The following is a 20,896-nucleotide window of genomic DNA, read 5'->3' as shown; positions in this document are numbered from 1 at the left end:
TCGTTCGGATCGGCCGGCCCTTCGTACCCTATGCTCGCGCCCCGTGCCGGCCACCGTGCACGGCCGCCCGTACCCGATCGGGGGTGATCGGCAGGTCGCGCAGGCGGGAACCGGTGGCGTGGAAGACGGCGTTGGCGATCGCCGCGGCGGCGCCGACGATCCCCACCTCGCCGATGCCCTTGGTGCCGACCGGGTTGAGCTCGCCGTCGTCCTCGTCGATCCAGTACGCCTCCACGCCGCGCACGTCGGCGTTCGTCGCGATGTGGTAGGAGGCGAGGTCGTGGTTGACGAAGTCCCCGAACTCGGGGTCCACCTCCAGGGACTCGTGCAGGGCCATGGAGACCCCCATCGTCATCCCGCCGAGGAACTGCGAGCGCGCCGTCCTGACGTTGACGATCCGGCCGCACGCGAAGACCCCCAGCAATCGCTCGACGCGGACCTGCCCGCTGTCGGCGTCCACCGTGACCTCGGCGAACTGCGCCCCGAACGCGTGGCGCGAGAGCGGCTTGGAGGCCCGGACGTCCTCGGTGGTGTCCGCCCGCGCCTCCAGCCCGTCCGCGGGGACCGCCCCCGACCGGCCGTCGAGCTCCGCGAGTTCCGCCGTCAGCGCGCGGCACGCCTTGCTCACCGCCCACCCCCACGAGGAGGTGCCCATGGACCCGCCGGCGGGCGGCGCGGCGCCGAAGGCGCTGCGGCCCACCCGTACCGTGACCCGTTCCATCGGCACGCCGAGCTCGTCGGCGGCGATCTGGGTCAGCGCGGTGCGGGCCCCGGTGCCGATGTCGGCCGCGGCGACCTCGACGACGAACCCGCCCGCCGGCTCGGCGCGGGCGGTCGCGGTGGACGGGCTGATGAAGACGGGGTAGGTCGACGCGGCCACACCGGTCCCGGTCAGCCGCCGGCCGTCGCGGCGGATCCCGGGGGCCGGGTCGCGGCCGTCCCAGCCGAAGCGCGCGGCCCCCTCCCGCAGGCAGGCCACCAGGTTGCGGCTGCTGAAGGCGAGCCCCGACTCGGGGTCCGTCTCCGGCTCGTTGACGATCCGCAGCTCGATCGGATCCATCCCCAGGGCGTACGCCAGCTCGTCCATCGCCGACTCCAGGGCGAACATCCCCGGCGCCTCACCGGGCGCCCGCATCCACGAGGGGGTCGGCACGTCCAGCCGGAGCAGCCGATGGGCGGTACGGCTCGCGGGCGCGGCGTACATGATGCGGCTGGCCGCGACCGTCTGCTCGGTGTACTCGGTGAGCTTCGAGCTCTGCTGGAGCGCGTCGTGCCAGAGCGCGGTGAGCCGCCCGTCCGGTCGCGCCCCCAGCCGTACCCGCTGCGTCGTGGGGGTCCGGTAGGTGACCAGCGGGAACATCTGCTGCCTGGTCATCGCCACCTTGACCGGGCGGCCCACGGCGCGGGCGGCCAGCGCCGCCAGCACGGCCGGGGCGCGCGGGCCGGCCTTCGATCCGAAACCGCCGCCCACGTGGTCGGCGACGACGCTCACCGCGCTCACGGGAAGGCCGAACAGCTCCGAGACCGTCGTCGCCGACATCCAGGGCGCCTGGTCGGAGTTGTACAGGGTCAGCGTCTCGCCCTCCCAGACCGCGATCGTGGCGTGCGGTTCCATCGGGGCGGTGTGCTCGGCCGGGGTGGTGTAGACGGCGTCGACGCCGACCGGCGCCCGCGCCAGGGCCTGCTCGACCTCGCCGCGATCGAGGGTACCGGGCAGGCCGGCGTTCACCTTCTCGGGAGAGTAGACCGCCGGGTTCTCCGGGTCGAGGACGACGTCGTGGTCCTCCTCGTCGTACTCCACCCTCACCGCCGACGCCGCCTCGCGGGCCCCCTCCAGGGTGTCGGCGACCACGGCCGCGACGATCTGCCCCCGGTACGCCACGTCGGCCGACTGCAGGATGCGCAGATCCTCGCTCCGCCCCGGGCGGAGCCGGGGAGCGTTGCCGCTGTCCAGTACGGCGACGACCCCCGGCAGCGCCCGCGCCGCGCCGGCGTCGACCGAGCGGACCCGGCCCCGGGCGACGGTGGACTGCACCGGCCAGACGTAGGCGGCGTCCGGGACGGGGTACTCGTAGGCGTAGCGGACCGCGCCGGTGACCTTGTCGTGTCCCTCGATCCTGGCCGGCGCCCCGCCGACCACCCTTTCGAGCGTCGTCATCCCCGTCCTCCTCCGCCGGGGCCCGCAACCGGCCCGTTCGAACCGTTCGAACCGTTCGAACCCGCCGCCCGGTCCCCGCCCATGAGATCGAGGACGACCGCCGCGATCAGGTCGCGGGCGAGCCCGATCTTGAACTCGTTCCCGGGCAGGGGGCGCGCCGTCGCGAACTCCGCCTCCGCCGCCGCGGTCAGCCGCTCCCGGGTCGGCACGCGGCCGGTCAGCGCCCGCTCGGCCTCCCGGGCCCGCCACGGCCGAGGGGCCACCCCGCCGAGGGCCAGCCGGATCTCCCGCAGCGATCCGTCGCTCCCGGCCACGGCCACCGCGGCGACCGAGACCAGCGCGAACGCGTAGGACCAGCGGTCGCGGACCTTGCGGTACCGCATGACCGCTCCGGGCGGGGGCGGCGGCAGCTCGACACCGGTGATCAGCTCACCCGGTTCCAGCACGGTCTCGCGCTCCGGGGTGTCACCGGGCAGCAGGTGGAAGTCGTCGAGCGGTACCTTCCGCCCGCCCCCGGCGGCGGGCCGCAGGTGCACCACGGCGTCGAGGGCGGCCATCGCCACCGCCATGTCGGAGGGCTGGGTGGCCACGCAGGCGTCGGAGGTGCCGATCACCGCCAGATCCCGGTGGGCGCCGTGGATCGCCGGGCAGCCCGTGCCGGGATCGCGCTTGTTGCACGGCTTGGTGACGTCCTGGAAGTACAGGCAGCGCGTGCGCTGCAGCAGGTTGCCGCCGGTGGTGGCCATCGACCTGAGCTGTCCCGACGCCCCGGACAGCAGCGCCTGGGCCAGCGCGGGGAAGCGCTCGCGGACACCCCGGTCCCCGGCGAGGTCGCTGTTGCGTACCAGCGCGCCGATCAGCACGCTCCCGTCGGGCCGGTGCTCGATCCGGTCGTAGGGCAGCCCGGTGACGTCCACCAGCGCCGCCGGCCGGGCCACGCCGAGCTTCATCAGGTCCACCAGGTTGGTGCCGCCGGCCAGGAAGACCGCGCCGCCGCGGGCGGTGGCGGCCGCGGCGGCGGGGTCGGTGGCGCGCTCGTAGGCGAAGGGCCTCACGACGCATCCCCGGGGTTCCCGCCGCCGGGCAGCGGCCCCGGATCCCGCCGGCCGGCCGCCTCCAGCACGGCTTCGACGATCCCGGCGTAGGCTCCGCACCGGCACAGGTTCCCGCTCATCCGCTCGCGCACCTCCTCGGCGTCCAGGGCGTGACGGGAGGCGACACCGGCCGCGACGTCCTCGGTGACGTGACTCGGCCAGCCCCGCTCTGCCTCGGCGAGGGCGCCGAGCGCCGAGCAGACCTGGCCCGGCGTGCAGTAGCCGCACTGCAGGCCCTCGTGGTCGAGGAACGCCTGCTGCACCGGGTGCAGGCCGCCGTCGCCGGACAGGGCGGCGACCCCCTCGATGGTGACGATCCGGCGTCCGGTGACCGCCACCGCGAGCGTCAGGCAGCTGTTCACCCGCCGGTCGTCCAGCAGGACCGTGCACGCCCCGCACTGCCCGTGGTCGCACCCCTTCTTCGTCCCGGTCAGGCCCAGGTGCTCGCGCAGGGCGTCGAGGAGGGTCACCCGGTTGTCCAGGGAGAGCGAACGGTCAACGCCGTTGACGTGCAGCGTGACATCGCTGACGAACGCTTCGTCTGCCATGACGTTCATCTGCCCGGCTCGCGGTGGGGGCCGTCCCCGTCACGGGTGAAAGATTCCCAAAGGCGGCGGATCGTACGGCATGAAGATCGTGACGGGCGGGCGGCGGTACGGCGCGCGGGGTCACGGCGGGGCGGGAGGGCGGCGGTACGGCGCGCGGGGTCACGACGCGCGGATCCGCCCCTCGCGCACCCCCGGGGGCGAGAGGGCAGGGGGCGAGGCGGTCAGGCGGGGTCGGCGAGCAGGCGCTCGGTCACGTCCACGTCCGTGATCAGCACGTTGATCCACCCGCCCCGGAGGGCCGCCTTGATCGCGGAGTACTTCCGCTCGCCCCCGGCGACGGCGACCCGGCGCTCCACGGCGCGGAACGTTTCGACGTCTATCCCGACGACCCGCCGGTCGAAGGCCGAGTCGACCACGTCGCCCCGGGCGTCGAAGAAGTGCAGGCACACGTCGCCGACGGCGCCCAGCGAGCGCAGCTCCTCCTGGTCGGCGTGACCCACGGCGTTGCCGCTCCGCAGCAGGAGCGGGGACGGCTCCAGGCTGCCGATGCCGACCAGGACGACGGTCAGCTCCCGCCACTGCGCCATCACCTCGACGACCGCCGCGTCCTGCAGCAGCGCGTCGCGGACCACCGGCGTCCCGACGACCCCCGCGGACGGGACGAAGACAGGCCGGGCCCGGGTGACGCCGGCCAGGCGGCTGATCAGCCGGGTGGCGTGGACCTGCGCCTCGGGACTGCCGACCCCCCCGACGACCTGCATGACGCGGTCGGCGACCTGGGTGCCCTTGGGGTGCATGCGCTCGACGGCGGCCAGCAGCGTCTCGCTCCAGGAGGAGATGCCGATGACGTCGCCGCTCCTGAAGGTGGTGTCGAAGTAGGCCGCGGCGGCCGAGCCCAGCGCCGGGATCACGTCGCCCCGGGCGCCGCCGGTGTCGACCACCACCGCGTCCCGCAGCCCGTAGCGGCTCTGGAGCTCCTCCTCCAGCTCGGTGTGCACCCCCTCGGGGAGCACCACGACGGTACGGACGATGCCGCGGGTGATGGCCTCCTTGAGGAGGCGGGAGACGCGCGGCTGCGAGATGCTCAGCGCCGCGGCGATCTCGGGCTGCCGCATGCCCTGCTCGTGGTACATCCGCGCGACCCGCGCCAGCAGGCGCAGGTGGTCGACGGCCACGGCACGGCCGGAACGGTGGACCCGCCCCAGCTCGGGGACGACCATGCACCGCCTCCTCGTCAGATCGTGGCACCGGCTCCGCGCCGGCCCGCGCGGTGGCGGTGACGGCACGTACCGGTGGCGTGGCCGGTGGAGGGGGGCCGGGATGCGGCCGGACGTTCTCCCCCGGCGACCGGCCACTCAGCGTACCGGCTCGGGTCCGCCCATGCCCGGTGGGCCCGGAACGGGAGCCGTGACCGGAACATCCTTGCGTGCGCCCGGCCCGGTTCTCCCGCCCAGGCGCCCGGGACGGACGGACGGGCCGGGTTCCCCGGCCGGGACCCGCGTACGGCCGGGACCCGCGTCCGCGTCGGCGGCCGCGGGGCCCGGCGGGCGGTCACTTCCTGCCGAAGACCCCGAACTCGTCGGCGTTCTCCTTGGTGACCAGCTCGCAGTCGATGGACTGCTTCTCCTCCGCCCCGGTGGAGCCGGTCCTGATCAGCTTGTCGGCCTGCTCCACGGCGCTCTCCGCGGCCAGCGCGGCCGGCTGGAGGGCGGTCGCGTGCATCTGGCCCGCCTTGATGGCGGCGATGGCGTCCGGGCTGCCGTCGAAGCCGACGACCACCACCTTGTCGAGGATCCCGGCGGCCTTGAGCGCCGCCACCGCGCCGAGGGCCATCGTGTCGTTGCCCGCGATGACGCCCTGGATGTCACGGTTCTTCTGGATGATGGTCTCCATCTTGGAGAAGGCCTCCTGCTGGTCCCAGTTGGCGCTCTCCTTGGCCACCGACTTCAGGTCCGGGTACTGGGAGATCACGTCGGCGTACCCCTTGGAGCGCACGCTGGCGTTGGTGTCGGACTCCTTGCCGACCAGCTCGACGTAGTTGCCCTTCTCCTTCATGGCCTCCACGAACGACTGGGCGGCCAGCTGGGCGCCCTGGGAGTTGTTGGAGACGATCTGGGCCTTGGCCACGCCGGTCGCGTTGATCTCCCGGTCGATCAGGAAGACCGGGATGCCGCTCTGCGCGGCCTTCCTGACCGGGCCGATCGAGGCGTCGGCGCCGGCGTTGTCCAGGACGATGGCCTTGGCCTTCCTGGAGATGGCCGCGTCGACCAGCTCGCTCTGCTTGTTGGGGTCGTCGTCGTGCGAGGCGACCGACGTCTCGTAACCGAGCTCCTCCGCCTTGACCCTGGCCGCGTCGGCCTCGGCCTTGAAGAAGGGGTTGTCCGGCGACGGGGTGATGATGGCGATCAGCCCGCCCGCCTCGCCGCCGCCGGACGGGCTCGCCGCCTGGCTGGTCTGCGCGGTGGGCGCGCTCTGCGCCGAGGTCTCGGCGCCGCCCCCGCACGCCGCCAGCAGCGAGGTGCCGGCGAGGAGCGAGAGCGCGAGGCCGAGGCCCCGCCTGCGGATGGAACCAACGATGGGAACGGACATCTCCGACCTCCGGGAAGTGGTGAACGGTGTGTGGGCGAGGGTGAGAGGTGACCGCCGCGGGGGCGGTCGCCCGGTCGTGTTCCGCGAGGTCCGGTGGGTCCGGGTCAGGGCCCGGTCGTTCGGCGGAGGGGAAGTCCGTCGCCCGGTGCGGGCCGTGCGGGCCGCGCGGGCCGTGCGGGCCCCGTGGGGCGCGGTGTGGCGATCAGTCGGGTTGTTTGCTGGCCACCACCGCCGAGACCGCGGCGCCGCGCCGCTGGAACCGCTGCTGGCCCTGGTCCAGCATCACCGCGAGGATGATCACGGCTCCCTTGATGAGGATCTGCCAGAACGTCGACACGCCCAGGATCACCAGGCCGTCGGCGAGGAAGCCGATCACGAAGGCGCCGACGAGCGTGCCCCGCACGGTGCCGCGCCCCCCGCTCAGCGCGGCGCCGCCGATGACGACCGCGGCGATCGCGTTGAGCTCGTAGGTCTCACCGGCCTGCGGCGCGGCCGAGGTGAGCTCCGAGGCGATGATCAGGCCCGCGATCGCGGCGCAGGCGCCGGAGATCACGTAGACGGCCGTCTTGACCCGGTTGATCGGGACGCCGGAGAGCTCGGCGGCCCGCTCGTTGCCGCCCGTGGCGTACAGCCACCGCCCGAACGGGGTCTTGACGAGCACCAGCGTCACGACGACGGCGAGGACGATCATGATCCAGATCGACGTGGGCAGGCCGAGCGGACGCCCGCTGCCCAGCAGGTCGAAGCCGGTGTTGCCGAGCTGGGGGGAACCGGCGAGGTTGGGGTAGGTCGTGCCGCCGGAGATCAGCAGGGCGAGCCCCCGCGCCACGTAGAGCATGCCGAGCGTGGCGATGAACGGGGCCACCTTGAAGCGGGTGACGAGAACGCCGTTCACCAGGCCGACGAGCATGCCGACCGCGACACAGAGGATGATCACTCCCCACACCGGCGGGTAGGCCAGCATGTCGACGAACCCGAGGTGCAGGCCTCCGAGCAGTTCGCCGGCGACGACGCCGGACAACCCGACGATCGAGCCGACCGAAAGGTCGATGCCGCCCTTGAGGATGACCAGCAGCATGCCGAGCGCGATCACCGCGTTGATGGCGACGTGCTTGGTCATCGTGATGAGGTTCGGCACGGTGAGGAACGAGTCCGACAGCAGTCCGAAGACCACGATCAGGACCGCGAGCGCGATGAACGCCCGCAGCTCGAACACGGCGTTCAGCAGCGACAGGCGGCGGGCCTCGGCCGCCACCTTCGCCGGCGTGGGCTCGTCCGGGGCCGGCAGGGCGGGGCTGGTTCTCTGCGAGCTCACGTGGCGTCCTCCTCGGCCGCGTCGACGGCGGCACCGTCCGACACACTCATGAGTTCCTCCCGGGTTGTCTCGCCGCGCCGGAACTCGCCGGCGACGACCCCGCGGGCGAGCACCAGCAGCCGGTCGGGGATGTGCAGCGCCTCCTCGGCGTCCGAGGTGGTGAACAGGACGGCCAGTCCGCGCCGGGCCTGGGCCGCCATGAGCTCGAAGATGTCCGCCTTGGCGCCGACGTCGACGCCGCGCGAGGGCTCGTCCAGCAGCAGCACCCGCGGGCCGGTCAGCAGCGCCTTGCCGATGACCACCTTCTGCTGGTTGCCGCCGCTCAGCGAGCCGATGGACGCCCCGGCGCCGTCCGTCTTGACGGTGACGTCGGAGATCATGCGGTTCACCGCGTCCCGCTCGCGGTCCGCGGAGACGAACAACCGCCGGACGAACCGGCTCAGCCCCGCCAGGGAGAGGTTCTGCCCGACCGACATCGTCTGGACCAGGCCGTCGCGCTGACGGTCCTCGGGGACCAGCACCACGCCCCGGTCGATGCGGTCGCGGATGCCCGAGCTCTCCAGCGCGGCGCCGGAGAGCAGGACCTCCCCCGACTGCGCCGGGATCCGGCCCGCGAGCGCCTCCAGCAGCTCGGTGCGGCCCGAGCCCATCAGGCCGTAGACGCCCACGATCTCGCCCTCGCGGACGCTCAGCGACAGCGAGTCGACCGCCAGGCGGTCGGGGTTGGCGGGGTCGGCCACGGTGAGCCCGCGCAGCGTCAGCAGTTCCTCGCCGATGACCGGGACGCGGTGCGGGAACAGGGCGTCCTGGTCGCGGCCGACCATCTGCTCCACGATCCACCGGATGTCGACGGCCCCGGCGTCGGCGGTGGCGACCCGCCGCCCGTCGCGCAGCACCACCACGTCGTCGGCGATCTCCAGTGCCTCGTCCAGGTGGTGGGAGATGTAGACGACCGCGACCCCGTTCGCGGTCAGCTCCCGGATGACCCGGAACAGGACCTCGACCTCGGGGGCGGTGAGCGCCGAGGTGGGCTCGTCCATGATCAGTACCCGGGCCTCCTGGAGGAGCGCCCGCGCGATCTCCACGACCTGCTGCTGGCCCAGCCTCAGGTCCCCGACCGGCCGGTCGGGGTCCAGGTCCTCCTCCAGGCTGCGCAGGATCGCCACGGTGGTGGCCCGCTGGGAGGCGCGGTCGATCGCGCCGAAGCCGGCGCGGATCTCGCGGGCCAGGAAGAGGTTGTCCTGGATGCTCAGGTTGGGGCAGAGGTTGAGCTCCTGGTGGATGATCGATATGCCCTGGTCGGCGGCGCTGCGGGGGGAGAGGAGCTCGACGGGCCGCCCGTCCAGCTCGACGTGTCCCGTGGTGGGGTACTCGATCCCGGAGAGGATCTTCATCAGCGTGGACTTGCCGGCCCCGTTCTCACCGAACAGCGCGGTCACCCGGCCGGCGGCGACCTCGAAGTCGACGCCCTTGAGCGCGTGTGTGCCTCCGTACACCTTGGTGACGTCGCGGGCGCGCAGGATCGGGCCGGCCGAGGTCGTCACGACGCCTCCTCGATCGCGACCGGGGTGATGGTCACCACGGAAGGGCTGAGCAGGCTGAAGGCGCCGGTGAAGGTGATCCTCTTGCCGGCCAGGCTCGGCGCGTCCAGGGTCGCGAGCAGCTTCTGCCGCATCTCGTTGTTCAGCGCGGTGGCGGCGTCGGCGTACTCCACCTGGTTGAGGAACTGCCCGAAGGTGATGTATCCGGCCGCGTCCCGCAGTGCCGTGCCGTTGATGGCGGGGCCGGTCTGCAGCGACACCCGGGTGCCCTCCGGCAGGCCCGGTACGGTCACCGGCAGCAGCCCGGACTTCACCGTCCCGGCCTCGCCGGTGCCCTTGACCGCGAAGCTGTAGGGGCCGGTGCCCTGGCGGGTGCCGAACTCCGCGCCGGCCGCGTCCTTGTCGTCGGCCAGAGCCTTCACCAGGACGGGAAGCTCGACGGCCTTCTTCTCGATGGCGGGAACGACCTTGCTCTCGTAGTTCTGCGCGCCGAACGCGGCGGGGTCGAACCGCTTGGGGCCCGAGGCCGCGGCCGACTCCGTCGAGCGGTACTGCGTGCTGAACCCGATGGCGGCGAGCAGGAGCACGGCCAGGGCGGCGGCGATCCAGCTCGCCGGGATCCGCCGGCGGGGTGCCCGCCCGTCGTTCGCCTGCGTTGTGGCCGGCGTGCTCATGCGCCGCTCCTCTCGGCCAGGCCGTCGCTCGCCTGGTGATCCGTGTCGTGGTCCGTACGGCTCCTCGGCGGTGGCGTGCGGTCCGGGGGTGCCGTTCGGTCGGGGGGTGGCGTGCGGTCGGGGGGTGGCGTGCGGTCCTGGGGTGCGGGGACGGCCGCGCCGGCGCGGGGCCGGGATCGTCCGACCGCCTCGTGCCAGGCGGCGCGCCGGGCGGTCCGGTCCGGCGGGTCGGCGGCCGGGTGGAAGTCGTCCGCCCGCCGGGGGCGGGCCTCCAGGTCGGCCGGGCTCCACAGACCGGCCACCAGTCCCGCCGCGTCGGCCACGCCGAGCGCGGACAGGTCGTGCTCGCCGGAGCGCGAGACCGTACGGCCGCCGATGTCGGCCTGGAGCCGCATCATCCGGTCGCTGCGGGTCAGGCCGCCGTCGGCCAGCAGCACCCGCACCGGGCCGGTGGCCCGCTCGACCGCGGCGATGACGTCCTCGACCTGGAAGGCCACCGCCTCCAGGGCGGCGGTCACCAGGTGGCCGCGACCGGCGCCCAGGGTCAGGCCGGTCAGCACCGCGACCGCGTCGGGCTCCCACCAGGGGGCGCCCAGCCCGCCGAAGGCGGGCACCAGGTGGACGCCCAGCGACGTCTCGGCGGCCTCGCCGAGAAGGGCCTCGGTGGTCGTGCCGAAGAGGTCGGCGAGCCAGCCGAGGGTACGGCCGGTCGCGCGGACGTTGCCCTCCACCGCGAGCACCGGCCCGGTCACGTCCCAGGCGACGCTGCGGCACAGGCCGGGGGCGTCGTCGCACTCGCCGACGGCCATCACCGACGAGCCGGTCCCGTAGGTGGCCTTCACCACGCCGGGCCGCCACCCGCCGTGCGCGAACATCGCGGCGTGCGAGTCGCCCATCACGGCCAGCACGGGCACCCCGTCAGGGAGCGGCGCCAGGCCGCGGACCGCGGGGAAGGGACCGTGGGAGGGGACGATCCGCGGCAGCACCTCGCGGGGCACGCCGAACAGGTCGAGCAGGAAGGGGTCCCACCGCCGGGTCGCCAGGTTCATGAGCTGGGTACGGGAGGCGTTGCCGACCTCCACGAGGTGCGCGCCCTCCGCCGTGCCGTCCGCCGTGTCGTTCCCGAGGTCTCCGGGACCTCCGGGACCTCCGGGACCTCCGGGACCTCCGGGACCTCGGCCCGCGAGGCCGCCGCGCCGCGGGGCGGGGCCGCCGCCCAGGCGGTTCAGCAACCAGGAGTCGACCGTGCCCAGGCAGAGCTCGCCCGCCAGGCAGCGACGGCGGTCCGGGTCGTGGGTGTCGAGGAGCCAGCGGGCCTTGAGCGCGGAGAACATCGGATCCAGCGGCATCCCGCTGGCCGCGCGCACCGCCGGGCCCGCGCCGGTGGCGGCCAGCGCGCGGCCCCGCGCGGCCGTGCGCTGGTCCTGCCAGCTGATCAGGGGGCCGACCGGGCGCCCGGTGCGGCGCTCCCAGAGCACCAGGGACTCGCGCTGGTTGCTGAGGCCGACCCCGACCACCCCGGAGGCGAGCGAGGGGTCGACGCAGTCCGCGACGGCCCGGCGCACGCTCTCCCAGATCTCCTCGGCCGACTGTTCCACCCATCCCGGGCGGGGCTGGCTCTCGGAGACCGGAGCCGACCCGCGGGAGACGACACGGCCGTCGCGGTCGACGAGCAGCGCCTTGGTGGAGCCCGTCCCCTGGTCGACGGCCAGGACGAGCGGGCCGGTGCTAGCCATGTCCCAGCAGTTCGCGCACGGCGGTGGCGACACCGTCGGCGGAGAGCCCGAAGTGGTCGAGCAGGAACGAGGTGTCCCCGGTGGGGGCGAAGACCCCGGGCACGCCGAGGATCCTCATCGGACAGGGGTGGCGGGTCACCACGACCGAGGCGACGGCCGCGCCGAGGCCCCCGCTGACGGTGGCCTCCTCGGCGGTGACGATGCCCCGGGTCTCCCGGGCGGCGGCCACCACGGCCTCCTCGTCCAGCGGGGACAGGAAGGGCATGTTGATCACACGTACCGACAGGCCCTCGCCCTGGAGCCGCTCGGCGGCCTCCAGCGCCCGCGAGACGAGCGAGCCGACGGCGATCACCGTGACGTCGTCGCCGTCGCGCAGCGGGACCGACCGGCCGCGTTCGAAGGGGGCGTCGTCGGGGGTCACCCCGGGCACCTTGAAACGGGGGATGCGCAGGTAGGAGGGCCTGCCGGAGGCGGCGGCCCAGCGCACGGCGGCGCGGGTCTGCGCGGGATCGGCCGGTACGACCACGTCCAGGCCGGCCACCGCCCGCGTCCAGGACAGGTCCTCGATGGAGTGGTGGGTGGGGCCGAGCTCGCCGTAGGCCATGCCGGGGCTCTGGCCGCAGAGCACGACGTGCGTCTCGCTGTAGGCGACGTCCGCCTTGATCTGCTCCAGGGCGCGGCCGGTCAGGAACGGGGCCGCCGCGCAGACGAAGGGGATCTTGCCCGCGTTGGCCAGCCCCGCCGCGACGCCGACCAGGTCCTGCTCGGCGATGCCGACGTTCACCAGCCGGCGGGGGAACTCCCGGCGGAAGCCCACCAGGTTGCTCGACCCGACGGAGTCGTTGCACACCGCGACGATCCGCTCGTCGGTGCGGGCGAGCGCGATCAGCTCCTCGGCGAACGCCTGGCGCGAGTCGAAGACGGGCCGCCGGTCGGTGACGGTCATCGGACCGGCTCCAGCTCGGCGAGGGCGGCCTCGACCTGCTCGGCATCGGGCACCTTGTGATGCCACTCCACCCGGTCCTCCATGAACGACACGCCCTTCCCCTTGATGGTGTTCGCGATCACCACGACCGGCTTGCCGCTCGTGGAACGTTCCAGGGCACCCAGCAGCGCGAGGTGGTCGTGGCCGTCCACCTCGCGGACCTCCCAGCCGAAGCTGCGCCATTTGTCGGCGAGCGGCTCCAGCGTCTTGGTCTCCTCGGTACCCGCGCCCTGCTGGAGCCGGTTGCGGTCGATCACGGCCGTCAGCGACGACAGCCCGTAGTGGGACGCGGTCATCGCCGCCTCCCAGTTGCTGCCCTCCTGGAGCTCGCCGTCGCCCAGCACCACCACGGTCCGCCAGGGGGCCCCGTCCAGCTCGGCGCCGAGCGCGCAGCCGGTGGCGACCGGGAACCCGTGCCCGAGCGCCCCGGTGTTCGTCTCCACGCCGGGCACCTTGATCTTGTTGGGGTGTCCGTTGAGGGCCGACAGCGGGGCCATGAAGGTCTCCAGCTCGGCCGTCGGGAAGAAGCCGCAGTGCGCCAGGGTCGAGTACAGGGCCGCCGCGCAGTGCCCCTTGCTGAGGACGAACCGATCGCGCCCCTCCCAGCGGGGGCGCTCGGGGTCCACCGACAGCACCCCGTAGAAGCAGGCCACCAGGATGTCGGTGACCGACAGGTCGCCGCCGATGTGGCCCAGCCCGGCGCGGGAGATCATCCGGACGATGCTGCGGCGCACGTCGGCGGAGACGCGTTCCAGCTCGGCGACGGCGTCCTCGGGACGGCCCGCGCGGATCCGCCCGGAGACCTCCCGGTACTCGGTGAGACGCGGCGGGTCAGCCGGCAACATGGCGCTTCCTTCCCTCGACGTGGTTCTCGGCGTTCTTGCTGTTCTCGGCGTTCTTGCTGTTGTCGGTGCTGTCCCCGTGACGGCGGCCCGTCGCCCGTCCGCCGGGGGAGAGCCCGGGGCGGGGCTCGCGGACGGACCGGAGGAGGGCCGGGGGAAGGGCTCGGGGGAGGGCCCGGGACTTCCGCGGGAGCCCGGGGGAGGTGGGTTCCCGCGGAGGCCGGGGGTGGAGGCCCCGGCCGGGGGCGAGGGGGAGGACCCCGGCCGGGACCCCGGGAACGGCGCCGGGGGGACGGTGGGACGGGGGCGTCACCGTTCGGTGAGGGAGCTCAGCAGCGCCCGCTGGACGATGCGCTGCGCGGCCAGGGCGTCCTGCGCCCTCTGCGCGGCGGCGAGGGCCTCGCGGTCCACCAGGTCGAGGGCACGATGGATGTTCTTCATGACTCGTATACCCGCTCGGGCGGCTTCCACCGAGTCCTCCCTGAACGGGAACTGGTCGAGCTGCCAGACGCCGTCCCAGCCCGCGTCGCGCAGCGCGTAGAAGAACTCGAAGGTCTCGGTCAGGTGGACCGAGCCGACGATCATGTCGTCGTCCCAGCCCCGGTGGTTGTCGTTGACGTCGATGGCGAACAGGCGCCCGCGTGAGATCGCCAGCCGCGCCGCGTCCGCGGGGGACTCGCCGCCGTAGAGGGAGTGGCCGAAGTCCAGCAGGACGCCGACGTTGGGGAGGCCGATCTCCTCGATGCCCAGCAGCGTCTTGGCCGCCGAGGAGAAGACCATGCTGTTGCGCGGCTCGCGCGGCTTGTACTCGATCGCGAAACGCAGGTCGGGGAAGGCCGTGGCCAGCTCGCGCACGGCGTCCAGGGAGAAGCGCCACAGCTCGGAGTGGTCGGCCTGGAAGGGGTAGTCCCACCCGTCCTGGCCGGGCCAGAGCTTCACGTAGTCACACCCCAGCTCCCGGGCCGCCTCGGCGCCCCGGGAGACCAGCTCGACCGCCTGGCGGCGCACCTCGGCGTCGGGGTTGGTGAACGCGCCGCGGACGAAACGCCTGGTGTAGATCTCCGGCGTGACCGCGATCGCCCGCAGGCCGTTGCGCTCCAGGGCCGCCTTCACCTCCTCCAGGGGGAGGTCGGGCGGGTCGAAGGGGAACGTCAGGTCCACCACCGACAGGTCACCCACCTGCCCGGCCAGGTCGATCGCCTCCAGCGTGCTGACCGGCGGGCCGTAGCCGTCGGTGGCGTACCGGTCCACGTACCGCCCGAAGTGCCAGATACCTGCGCCGAACGTCGGCTCGTGAATATCTATGCGTGAGTGACTAGACATAACCATGACGTTAGGATCGGCGTCCCGTCCCTGTCAATGAAATCTTTCGGCAATGTTCATGGGAGGCCGCAGACCGTGCCCCGGCGACCGGGCGCGTTCCGCCGTGCCCGCAGGGCGTCCGGGGTGGGGGCCTCCCACCTGCGGCGTTGCCGCCCTTGACCGGGTTTTTCCCTGAGCGTCCCGGGTGCGGGCGCCCCCCGGCCGCCCTGGGGCCGACGTCCGTGCCGCCGGTCGGGGAGCCCTGCGCCGACCACCGGCGAAACACCGCCGTCACATGTATCGGTTGCCGGTGAAGACTGCTTTTGTGCCGTCTTTCGATGCTTCGTCCATGTACCTTGTGGTTTGGTATGAGACGAGCGTTAATTTGTGTCCGTTTAGACGGTGTGCTCGCATGGCAGGGTCTGTGTTCGTAGGATCTATGCCGAACCTTGACCGAGAGTCGTAAGTCCCCCGCCGGTGCGAGCCGGTGACCATCCGGAACGAGGAGAGACCGTGCTGAAGTCCAGGACGCGGCGGCGCATCGCGGTCAAGACGGCCGTGGTCGCAACGGTCGGCGCAGGCATCTTCGGTGCGTTCCCCGCGCTCGCCTCGATCTACGCGGTTCCCAAACCCGTCACCTACACCTGCGACCCCATGGGAACCGCGGGTGGCGCCGCCATCTCGGTCGTCTTCCAGATGGACCTCACCGGCCCGACCGAGGCGGTGACCGGATCGCCGCTCGCGGCGACCTGGAAGATCGGCCCGCCCGCCGGCGCCACCTTCGTGGCCCCCGTGCCCGTCCCGGCGACCGACCGGCTCGTGATCGAGGCGGACCTGCAGATCAACAGCGTTCCCACCGCGGTCCCGGCGGTTCCCTCCGCGGTCACCGCGGTCACCGCCACCGCGCCCGCCGCGGTGATCACGGTGGGCCAGGTCGTGACCCCGCCCCCGCTGGCCGTCACGGTGACGCCCAGCGCCACCGGCGTCGTCGCCTTCCAGCCCGCGGGCTTCGACCTGATCCTGAGGCCCGCGACCGGGGCCGGCACCACACCCGACCCCGAGCTGTTCAGCTGTGAGGTCACGGACCTGGCGCAGGCGACCGCGGCGGCGCTGAAGGTCACGGTCAAGACGACGCTCGGCACCACCGCCTCCCCGAGCGCCAGCACCAGCCCGTCCCCCAGCGCCAGCGTCAGTCCCTCCCCCAGCGCCAGCGTCAGTCCCTCGCCGAGCGCCAGTCCCTCCCGGTCCGCCCGCGTCACGCCGACGGTCACCGTCAAGGTGACCAGGACCGCCGAGGAGCAGATCGAGGAGACCCCCGAGGGCGCCGCCTCGACCGGCGGCGGCGGGGACGCCGGGCCGGACGCCCGCATGATCATGTTCACCGGCGCCCTGATGGTGGCGCTCGCCGGAGCCGGGGGGCTGGTGCTCCGGCGCCGCACCACCGGCCGCGGCTGATCGGGACGGCCGGATGAGCACGCCTCCGCCGGAAGGATGGCCGCCCGGACACCCCTCGCCGCACGTGCCCCGGTACGGGCCGGTGGCGCAGCCCTACCCGCCGCACCCGCCGGGCGCACAGCACTACGGCCCGCCGTACGGGGAGTGGCCGCACCCGGAGCCGCCCGTCGACGACGGTGGCCGGGTGATGCGGTCGGTGCTCATCCTGGCGGGGATCGCCGGGGTGGTCACGGTCCTGGTGGGCCTGCTCTACATGCTGGCCTCGCCCGGGGAGTACGGCCTGGCCGACCAGCGCACCACGCTGCCGCCCCGCAACGCGGCGGCCGGGGCGCCGGCCAACCCGTACTTCAGCGCGCCCCCGACCGTGCCGCCCCCCGCCCCGTCCCTGCCGGCGGCACCGCCCATGCAGCCCTCGTCACCGGTACGCCTGGTCATCCCCAAGCTCGGCGTCGACGCGCCCGTCAGATCCGTCGGGCTGGACCGCAAGGGCGCGATCGAGGTGCCACCGGTCGGCAACCCGAACCTGGTCGGCTGGTACCGCTCGGGACCCACGCCCGGTGAGGCCGGTCCCGCGATCATGCTCGGGCACAAGGACACCCGCTCGGGGAGCGCGGTGTTCAGCCGCCTCGACGAGATCCGCAACGGCGACGTCATCGAGGTGCACCGCAAGGACGGCATCATCGCCGTCTACACGGTCGGCGGGCTGGAGCAGGCGGAGAAGTCGGTCTTCCCCACCGAGCGGGTGTACGGGAAGACGCCCAACCCGCAGTTGCACCTGATCACCTGCGGCGGCGTCTACGACCGCGCGACCGGTCACTACACCGACAACGTCATCGCCTACGCGACCATGACGAGCACCCGGACGGCCTGAGGGCCGGAAGTCCCGGGGCCGGCGGGCGCCGACGGCCGGGAGGCGCGGGAGGCGCCGGAAGCGCCGGGAGGCGACGGCGGCCCGGGGGCGGCGGGGCCGGTCACGCCGGTCGCCCCCCGATCGTCTCGGCGAGAAGCGCGAAACTGCTCGAACCCCGGCCCGCGTCGACCGCCCGCCGGGCGACGGCGTGGGCGGCGGTCAGCACGCCGGTGTCGAGGCCGTGCCCGCGCGCGGTGTGGATGATGTGCTCCATCGCGGTCGCGGCCGAGAGGAGGTCGGAGCCGTCCGGCGAGTGGTCACCCCTGTCGATCTTGTCGGCGAATTCGTCGATGATGTCGGGGAGCAGGGAGACGATCCCCTTGGAGTACGGGGCGAGATCCGAGGCGGAGATGTCCTCCGCGGAGGCCAGGGCGAAGGCGTGCACGATGCCGCTCATCGTGCTCCAGAAGAGGTCCAGCAGCGCCACGTCGTGAGCGGCGGCCCGGCCCGGGTCGGCGCCGAGATGGACGGCCGTGCCGCCCAGGCACGCCAGCGCCGGCCGATGCCTCTCGTACACGGACCCGGGGCCGCTGTACAGCACGAGGGACGAGGGGCCGCCGATCAGTGTCGTGGGAACCATGATCGCACCGTCCAGGTAGTCGGCGCCGAGATCGGCGGCCCAGGCCGCGGTGGCGCGGGCGCGGTCGGGCGCGACGGCGGTGAGGTTCACCAGGGTGCGGCCCGCCAGCTCGCCCGCCGCGGGACCGAGGATTGCGTGGACGGCGTCGTGGTCCAGCACGCAGACCACGACGAGGGGGCTCGCGGCGACCGCCTCGGCCGCCGTGCCGGCGAGGACGGCGCCCCGGACGACCAGGTCCGCGGCCTTGCCCGCCGTACGGTTCCAGACGGTGGTGGGGTGCCCGGCCCCCAGGAAGGCCGCGGCCAGGGCCTGACCCATCGGGCCGAGGCCGAGGACGGTCACCGGGGGAGGGACGGGGGAATGGCTCATCGGATGCTCCGGTTCGAGAGATGGGGAGACGGTCGGTGAATCGGTCGGAAGGTGGGTGGACATGGCCGACGGGTCGCACGTCTGCGGGGTCGGCGCCGCGGTCGACGTCGTCCAGGGCAAGTGGAAGACGTTCATCCTGTGGACGCTCGCCGAAGGGCCCCGCCGATTCGGCGAGACCAGACGGCTGATGCCGGGCATCAGCGAGAAGGTGCTCACGGAGCAACTGCGCGAGCTCGAGGGGGACGGGATCGTCCACCGCGAGGTCTACGACGAGTCGCCGCCGAGAGTCGAGTACTCGCTGACCGCCAAGGGCCTCGCGCTTCTGGAGGCCCTTGAACTCCTGGACGTCTGGGGCAGGCGGCACCTGGAGGAGGAACGGATACGGGTCGGGGTGCGTGGCGCGCCTGAACCAGGCTCGCCGCTGTCGCCGATCTGATCAAGTACGCACCTGAAGGTGGGTGCCCACCTCAGGGTGCGTGACCCCGGGCGGCTCCGTCGTCGGAACCGGCCCTGGGAAGGCGTGGACGAAAGTTCTGTTGTAATCTCCTACTGACCGAACATTGCTCGGTTTCGCAGGCAGCTCGGTTCCACACGCAGGAGGCACTGTGGCAGAGGCGTACATCGTCGGGGCGGTCCGCACCCCGGTCGGCAAGAAGAAGGGCGGTCTGTCCACCGTCCACCCCACCGATCTGGCCGCGCACACGCTCGGTGCGCTCGTCGAGCGCACGGGTGTCGACCCGGCCGCGGTCGAGGACGTGATCATGGGCTGTGTCATGCAGTTCGGCCCGCAGAGCATGGACATCGCGCGTAACGCCTGGCTGTCGGCGGGCCTGCCGGAGAGCGTCGCCGGCGTCACCATCGACCGCCAGTGCGGCTCCTCCCAGCAGTCGATCCACTTCGCGGCCCAGGGAGTGCTCTCGGGCACCCAGGACCTGGTCGTGGCGGCCGGGGTGGAGTCGATGAGCATCGTCCCCATGGGGTCGAGCATCACCGCCGCCCTGGAGAAGGGCATGCCCTTCCCCTTCGGCGAGAAGTGGGTGGAGCGCTACGGCAAGCAGGAGATCTCCCAGTTCCGCGGCGCCGAGCTCATGTGCGAGAAGTGGAACCTCAAGCGCGACGAGCTGGAGAGGTTCGCCTACGAGAGCCACCAGCGGGCGGCCAAGGCCATCGCGAACGGCTACTTCAAGGACCAGATCGCCCCGATCAACGGCGTCGAGGACGACGAGGGCCCCCGCCCGGACAGCACGCTGGAGAAGATGGCGACGCTGAAGACCCTGAAGGAGGGCGGCCAGATCACGGCCGCCACCTCCTCGCAGATCTCCGACGGTTCGGGAGCGCTCCTGATCGCCTCCGAGCAGGCGGTCCGCGACCACAACCTGACCCCCAGGGCGCGCATCGTCACCCTCGCCCTCCTCGGTGACGACCCGGTCTACATGCTGACCGCGCCGATCCCGGCGACACAGAAGGCCCTCAAGAGGGCGAACCTCTCCATCGACGACATCGACGTCGTCGAGATCAACGAGGCGTTCGCCCCGGTCCCGCTGGCGTGGATCAACGACCTGGGCGCCGACCCGGCCAAGGTCAACCCCAACGGCGGCGCGATCGCCCTGGGCCACCCGCTGGGCGGCACCGGCGCGATCCTGATGACCAAGCTCCTGCACGAGCTGGAGCGGACCGGCGGCCGGTACGGGCTGCAGACGATGTGCGAGGGCGGCGGCCAGGCCAACGTCACGATCATCGAGCGTCTGTAGACCGGTTGCCCGCGGGCGCGCGGCGGTCGCGAGGAACGGCCGAGGCGTCATGAGGCGCTGTGAGGCATCGTGAGGCGCTGTGAGCATCGTGAGGCGCTGTCAGGCATCGTGAGGCATCGTGAGGCATCGTGAGGCATCGTGAGGCATCGTGAGGCCTGTGAGGCGTCGTGCCTCGTGAGATCGCACGAGGTCCGGCGGGGCTCGGCGCCTCGCGGGCCTCGCGGGCCTCGTACCGCGGGGCCTGCCGAGGTCTCGGGAGAACCCCGTGAGGCGTGGGAGGAAGACCCGGTGAGGCCGAAGGCCCCGGTCCCGGAAGTCCGGGGCCGGGGCCTTCGTCAGGAGGAACCCTCCCGCTCCGCGGGCGGTCACGCGGCTCGGGTACACACCCCGGGCCGGGGCTCGGGCCGCACCTTCCGTGAGCTCCCGGGCGGGAACTCACCCAAGGAGCCGGACCTCACCGATCAGCGACCGCCCTTGCCCGGGATGCGGCGCGGCTGCCGGGTGGGCCTGGTCGGCATGGGAGGCATCGGCATCTGCCGGGGTGACGCGGGCAGGGCGCGCTCGGGCAGCGGTGTCCGCGGCGCGAAGGGCCCCTCGGGCTTGACGGTCTTGGTGGTTCTGGCGGTCCTGGATCCGCCGTTTCGCTTCTGGGCGGCATGGATTCGCATATGGACTCCTTGAGGCATGTGGCGACGCGGTGAGATCCCGGTCGGAGACTCAGCTGCCGCGTCGGAACGGACGGGCCTGATGGCTGAGTGCGGGCGGATCAGCGAAGGCTGATCGACGCCGGCTCTTAGGAGTTGATCCACATGTGAACGAGGTTACGCCGCCCCCGTGGAGGCGTGCAAGCCGTTTTCCGGCGGGGCGCGACCGGGGTGCGACCAGGGCGCGTCCGGGGTGCGTCCGGGGTGCGACCAGGGCGCGTCCGGGGCGCGTCCGGGGCGCGTCCGGGGCGTGGACGGAGGCCCCTCCACCACCGGCACCCTCACCGTCGGCACCCTCACCGTCGGCACCCTCACCGTCGGCACCCTCACCGTCGGCACCCTC

The 20,896-nt window shown here is 73.1% G+C and carries 18 protein-coding genes; 4 read left to right on the top strand and 14 right to left on the bottom strand.

Features of this window, described 5'->3' with window-relative positions; translation table 11 throughout:
* Positions 1-28: 28 nt before the first annotated feature.
* The 12 genes from AB0G16_RS23645 to AB0G16_RS23590 all read right to left on the bottom strand — a co-directional run bounded on the left by AB0G16_RS23645 (position 29) and on the right by AB0G16_RS23590 (position 14,805).
* Positions 29-2,158 carry a xanthine dehydrogenase family protein molybdopterin-binding subunit gene (locus AB0G16_RS23645; protein ID WP_362808700.1) on the bottom strand — a complete coding sequence of 710 codons (2,130 nt, stop codon included), beginning with the start codon at positions 2,156-2,158 and terminating at the stop codon, positions 29-31.
* The gene (locus tag AB0G16_RS23640) at positions 2,155-3,213 is read right to left on the bottom strand and encodes a xanthine dehydrogenase family protein subunit M (RefSeq protein WP_362808697.1); all 1,059 of its coding nucleotides are present in this window, start codon (positions 3,211-3,213) and stop codon (positions 2,155-2,157) included. Before AB0G16_RS23640 ends, AB0G16_RS23645 begins: the two co-directional genes overlap by 4 nt.
* Complete coding sequence (locus AB0G16_RS23635) at positions 3,210-3,800, bottom strand: 2Fe-2S iron-sulfur cluster-binding protein (RefSeq protein ID WP_362808694.1); 591 nt, start codon at positions 3,798-3,800, stop codon at positions 3,210-3,212. The genes AB0G16_RS23640 and AB0G16_RS23635 overlap by 4 nt, the downstream gene beginning before the upstream one ends.
* Before the next feature lie 221 nt (positions 3,801-4,021).
* Positions 4,022-5,020, bottom strand: a complete 999-nt coding sequence (locus tag AB0G16_RS23630) for a sugar-binding transcriptional regulator (RefSeq protein ID WP_362808691.1) — start codon at positions 5,018-5,020, stop codon at positions 4,022-4,024.
* Between the two features lie 331 nt (positions 5,021-5,351).
* Positions 5,352-6,389: a D-ribose ABC transporter substrate-binding protein gene (locus AB0G16_RS23625; protein WP_362808688.1), complete on the bottom strand. Its 1,038-nt coding sequence runs from the start codon at positions 6,387-6,389 to the stop codon at positions 5,352-5,354.
* A gap of 202 nt (positions 6,390-6,591) precedes the next feature.
* Complete coding sequence (locus AB0G16_RS23620) at positions 6,592-7,704, bottom strand: ABC transporter permease (RefSeq protein WP_362808685.1); 1,113 nt, start codon at positions 7,702-7,704, stop codon at positions 6,592-6,594.
* The gene (locus AB0G16_RS23615) at positions 7,701-9,248 is read right to left on the bottom strand and encodes a sugar ABC transporter ATP-binding protein (protein ID WP_362808682.1); all 1,548 of its coding nucleotides are present in this window, start codon (positions 9,246-9,248) and stop codon (positions 7,701-7,703) included. The genes AB0G16_RS23620 and AB0G16_RS23615 overlap by 4 nt, the downstream gene beginning before the upstream one ends.
* Entirely contained in the window at positions 9,245-9,919 is a 675-nt protein-coding gene (locus AB0G16_RS23610) for a DUF2291 domain-containing protein (RefSeq protein ID WP_362808679.1), read from the bottom strand. The genes AB0G16_RS23615 and AB0G16_RS23610 overlap by 4 nt, the downstream gene beginning before the upstream one ends.
* Complete coding sequence (locus AB0G16_RS23605) at positions 9,916-11,655, bottom strand: FGGY family carbohydrate kinase (protein ID WP_362808676.1); 1,740 nt, start codon at positions 11,653-11,655, stop codon at positions 9,916-9,918. The genes AB0G16_RS23610 and AB0G16_RS23605 overlap by 4 nt, the downstream gene beginning before the upstream one ends.
* Positions 11,648-12,601 (bottom strand): transketolase C-terminal domain-containing protein, encoded by a 954-nt coding sequence (locus AB0G16_RS23600; RefSeq protein WP_362808673.1) that lies wholly within the window; start codon positions 12,599-12,601, stop codon positions 11,648-11,650. Before AB0G16_RS23600 ends, AB0G16_RS23605 begins: the two co-directional genes overlap by 8 nt.
* Positions 12,598-13,485, bottom strand: coding sequence for a transketolase (locus tag AB0G16_RS23595; RefSeq protein WP_362808671.1), 888 nt, complete (start codon positions 13,483-13,485; stop codon positions 12,598-12,600). Before AB0G16_RS23595 ends, AB0G16_RS23600 begins: the two co-directional genes overlap by 4 nt.
* Positions 13,486-13,791: 306 nt before the next feature.
* Positions 13,792-14,805 carry a sugar phosphate isomerase/epimerase family protein gene (locus AB0G16_RS23590; RefSeq protein WP_362808667.1) on the bottom strand — a complete coding sequence of 338 codons (1,014 nt, stop codon included), beginning with the start codon at positions 14,803-14,805 and terminating at the stop codon, positions 13,792-13,794.
* Positions 14,806-15,297: 492 nt separating this feature from the next.
* Here AB0G16_RS23590 and AB0G16_RS23585 point away from each other — a divergent pair, with 492 nt between their 5' ends.
* Together AB0G16_RS23585 and AB0G16_RS23580 are read left to right on the top strand one after the other, a co-directional pair.
* On the top strand, positions 15,298-16,239 hold the full coding sequence (locus AB0G16_RS23585) for a hypothetical protein (RefSeq protein ID WP_362808664.1): 942 nt from the start codon (positions 15,298-15,300) through the stop codon (positions 16,237-16,239).
* A 13-nt stretch (positions 16,240-16,252) separates the two neighbouring features.
* The gene (locus tag AB0G16_RS23580) at positions 16,253-17,110 is read left to right on the top strand and encodes a class F sortase (RefSeq protein WP_362808661.1); all 858 of its coding nucleotides are present in this window, start codon (positions 16,253-16,255) and stop codon (positions 17,108-17,110) included.
* A 100-nt stretch (positions 17,111-17,210) separates the two neighbouring features.
* Here the strand turns inward: AB0G16_RS23580 and AB0G16_RS23575 are convergent, their stop codons facing one another.
* Positions 17,211-18,098: an NAD(P)-binding domain-containing protein gene (locus tag AB0G16_RS23575; protein ID WP_362808658.1), complete on the bottom strand. Its 888-nt coding sequence runs from the start codon at positions 18,096-18,098 to the stop codon at positions 17,211-17,213.
* Positions 18,099-18,159: 61 nt separating this feature from the next.
* Between AB0G16_RS23575 and AB0G16_RS23570 the strand changes: the two genes are divergently transcribed.
* Both AB0G16_RS23570 and AB0G16_RS23565 read left to right on the top strand, forming a co-directional pair.
* Positions 18,160-18,534, top strand: coding sequence for a helix-turn-helix domain-containing protein (locus tag AB0G16_RS23570; protein ID WP_362808654.1), 375 nt, complete (start codon positions 18,160-18,162; stop codon positions 18,532-18,534).
* A gap of 169 nt (positions 18,535-18,703) precedes the next feature.
* Positions 18,704-19,849 carry an acetyl-CoA C-acetyltransferase gene (locus tag AB0G16_RS23565; protein WP_362808651.1) on the top strand — a complete coding sequence of 382 codons (1,146 nt, stop codon included), beginning with the start codon at positions 18,704-18,706 and terminating at the stop codon, positions 19,847-19,849.
* A 461-nt stretch (positions 19,850-20,310) separates the two neighbouring features.
* Here AB0G16_RS23565 and AB0G16_RS23560 read toward each other — a convergent pair whose 3' ends face one another.
* A complete protein-coding gene (locus tag AB0G16_RS23560) occupies positions 20,311-20,517 on the bottom strand; it encodes a hypothetical protein (protein WP_362808648.1) in 207 nt (68 codons plus the stop codon).
* Positions 20,518-20,896: the final 379 nt, after the last annotated feature.

It is taken from the genome of Streptosporangium sp. NPDC023615 (assembly GCF_040640155.1).
In the GTDB taxonomy this organism is placed as follows: domain Bacteria; phylum Actinomycetota; class Actinomycetes; order Streptosporangiales; family Streptosporangiaceae; genus Streptosporangium.
Note: the sequence above shows the minus strand (reverse complement) of the source record. Positions and strands in the feature narration are given on the sequence as shown.

Coding starts and splice junctions, on each gene's coding strand:
- AB0G16_RS23645 (WP_362808700.1), bottom strand. CDS start 2,158: ATGACGACGCTCGAAAGGGTGGTCGGCGGGGCGCCGGCCAGGATCGAG.
- AB0G16_RS23635 (WP_362808694.1), bottom strand. CDS start 3,800: ATGGCAGACGAAGCGTTCGTCAGCGATGTCACGCTGCACGTCAACGGC.
- AB0G16_RS23630 (WP_362808691.1), bottom strand. CDS start 5,020: ATGGTCGTCCCCGAGCTGGGGCGGGTCCACCGTTCCGGCCGTGCCGTG.
- AB0G16_RS23625 (WP_362808688.1), bottom strand. CDS start 6,389: ATGTCCGTTCCCATCGTTGGTTCCATCCGCAGGCGGGGCCTCGGCCTC.
- AB0G16_RS23610 (WP_362808679.1), bottom strand. CDS start 9,919: ATGAGCACGCCGGCCACAACGCAGGCGAACGACGGGCGGGCACCCCGC.
- AB0G16_RS23605 (WP_362808676.1), bottom strand. CDS start 11,655: ATGGCTAGCACCGGCCCGCTCGTCCTGGCCGTCGACCAGGGGACGGGC.
- AB0G16_RS23600 (WP_362808673.1), bottom strand. CDS start 12,601: ATGACCGTCACCGACCGGCGGCCCGTCTTCGACTCGCGCCAGGCGTTC.
- AB0G16_RS23595 (WP_362808671.1), bottom strand. CDS start 13,485: ATGTTGCCGGCTGACCCGCCGCGTCTCACCGAGTACCGGGAGGTCTCC.
- AB0G16_RS23590 (WP_362808667.1), bottom strand. CDS start 14,805: ATGTCTAGTCACTCACGCATAGATATTCACGAGCCGACGTTCGGCGCA.
- AB0G16_RS23580 (WP_362808661.1), top strand. CDS start 16,253: ATGAGCACGCCTCCGCCGGAAGGATGGCCGCCCGGACACCCCTCGCCG.
- AB0G16_RS23575 (WP_362808658.1), bottom strand. CDS start 18,098: ATGAGCCATTCCCCCGTCCCTCCCCCGGTGACCGTCCTCGGCCTCGGC.
- AB0G16_RS23570 (WP_362808654.1), top strand. CDS start 18,160: ATGGCCGACGGGTCGCACGTCTGCGGGGTCGGCGCCGCGGTCGACGTC.
- AB0G16_RS23560 (WP_362808648.1), bottom strand. CDS start 20,517: ATGCGAATCCATGCCGCCCAGAAGCGAAACGGCGGATCCAGGACCGCC.